This is a genomic window from Streptomyces endocoffeicus, assembly GCF_016741935.1.
Taxonomy (GTDB): domain Bacteria; phylum Actinomycetota; class Actinomycetes; order Streptomycetales; family Streptomycetaceae; genus Streptomyces; species Streptomyces endocoffeicus.
Window position 1 is genome coordinate 1 of record NZ_JAERRG010000125.1, and the last position, 1829, is coordinate 1829.

Annotated in this window: 1 protein-coding gene; it reads left to right on the forward strand. The window is 69.7% G+C overall.

The window, feature by feature from the left end; genetic code table 11:
- Positions 1–54 precede the first annotated feature (54 nt).
- On the forward strand, positions 55–1829 hold a 1775-nt coding region (gene dnaK / locus JK364_RS54160), incomplete at its 3' end, for a molecular chaperone DnaK (protein ID WP_201858838.1).

Here is a 1829-nt window from a genome sequence, read left to right on the forward strand (position 1 = left end):
CCGCGGCCGACCGGGCAATACATACGGCCCGCGGCCGCCCCGGAAGGAGTTGCCATGGCCAAGGCAGTCGGCATCGACCTGGGCACCACCAACTCGGTGATCGCCGCGTGGGAAGGCGGTGAGTCCTCGGTCGTTCCGAACTCCGAGGGAAGCCGCACCACACCGTCGGTGGTGGCCTTCACCGACACCGGTGAACGGCTGGTGGGGCAGCTGGCCCGGCGCCAGGCGATCCTCAACCCCAAGGGCACCATCTACTCGGCCAAGCGGTTCATCGGCCGCCACTACGACGAGGTCTCCGCCGAGGCCAGGGCGGTCGCCTACGACGTCGTCCCGGACGAGGGCGGCCTCGCCCGCTTCAAGGTGCGCGAGAAGCTGTACTCGCCGGAGGAGATCAGCGCCCAGGTGCTGCGCAAACTGTCCGACGACGCCGGGAAGCAGCTGGGCGAGCGGGTGACCGAGGCGGTCATCACGGTGCCCGCGTACTTCAACGACGCCCAGCGCAGCGCCACCAAGGACGCCGGTGAGATCGCCGGTCTGACCGTGCTGCGGATCATCAACGAGCCGACCGCGGCCGCCCTCGCCTACGGCCTGGACAAGAAGGGCCATGAGACCGTCCTCGTCTTCGACCTCGGCGGCGGCACCTTCGACGTGTCCGTCCTCGACGTCGGGGACGGGGTGGTGGAGGTCCGCTCCACCGCGGGCGACAGCCACCTGGGCGGCGACGACTTCGACCGGCGGCTGGTCGATCACCTCGCCGACGCGTTCCAGCAGGAGAACGGCATCGACCTGCGCCGGGACCCGCAGGCGCTGCAGCGGCTCTTCGAGGCCGCGGAGAAGGCCAAGACCGAGCTGAGCTCGGTGACTCAGACCCAGCTCAACCTGCCGTTCATCACCGCGGACGGCTCCGGTCCGAAGCATCTGACCGAGACCGTGATGCGGTCCACCTTCGAGCAGATCACCGTTGATCTGGTGGAGCGCTGTCTGGGCCCGGTGCGGCAGGCCATGGCCGACGCCAAGGCCGGCGAGAGCGATATCGACGAGGTGATCCTGGTCGGCGGCTCGACCCGGATGCCCGCCGTACAGGCCCTGGTCCGCCGGCTGACCGGCGGCAAGGAGCCCAATATGAGCGTCAACCCCGACGAGGTCGTGGCCTTGGGCGCCGCGATCCAGGCCGGGGTGCTCAAGGGCGAGGTCAAGGATGTCCTGCTGCTCGATGTCACCCCGCTGTCGCTGGGCGTCGAGACCCGCGGCGGCGTCATGACGAAGGTCATCGAGCGGAACACCACCATCCCGGTACGCCGCACCGAGACCTTCTCCACGGCCGATGACAACCAGCAGGCCGTGGACATCGTGATCCTCCAGGGCGAGCGCGAGCGGGCCGCCGACAACCGGGTGCTCGGTCGCTTCCAGCTGACCGGCATCCGCCCGGCGCCGCGCGGCGAACCGCAGGTGGAGGTGACCTTCGATATCGACGCCAACGGCATCCTCAATGTCACGGCGCGGGATAAGGACACCGGCAAGGAGCAGTCCGTCCAGATCAGCGAGACCGGCAACCTGGACCGCGGCGAGGTCGAGCGGATGGTCCAGGAGGCCGAGCGCAACCGCGGCGAGGACCAGGCGCTGCGCGAGGCCGTGGACGCGCGCAACGAACTGGACACCGGCGCCTACCAGGTCGAGAAGCGCCTTGCCGAACTGGGCGACGCGGTGCCCTCCCATGAGAGATCGCGCGCCGAGATGCTGGTGAACGACGCCCGCCAGGCGGTCAGGAACGAGGCCGGGACCGACCGGACCAGGCCGCTGGCCTCCGAGCTCCAGCAGGTCTACGCGGG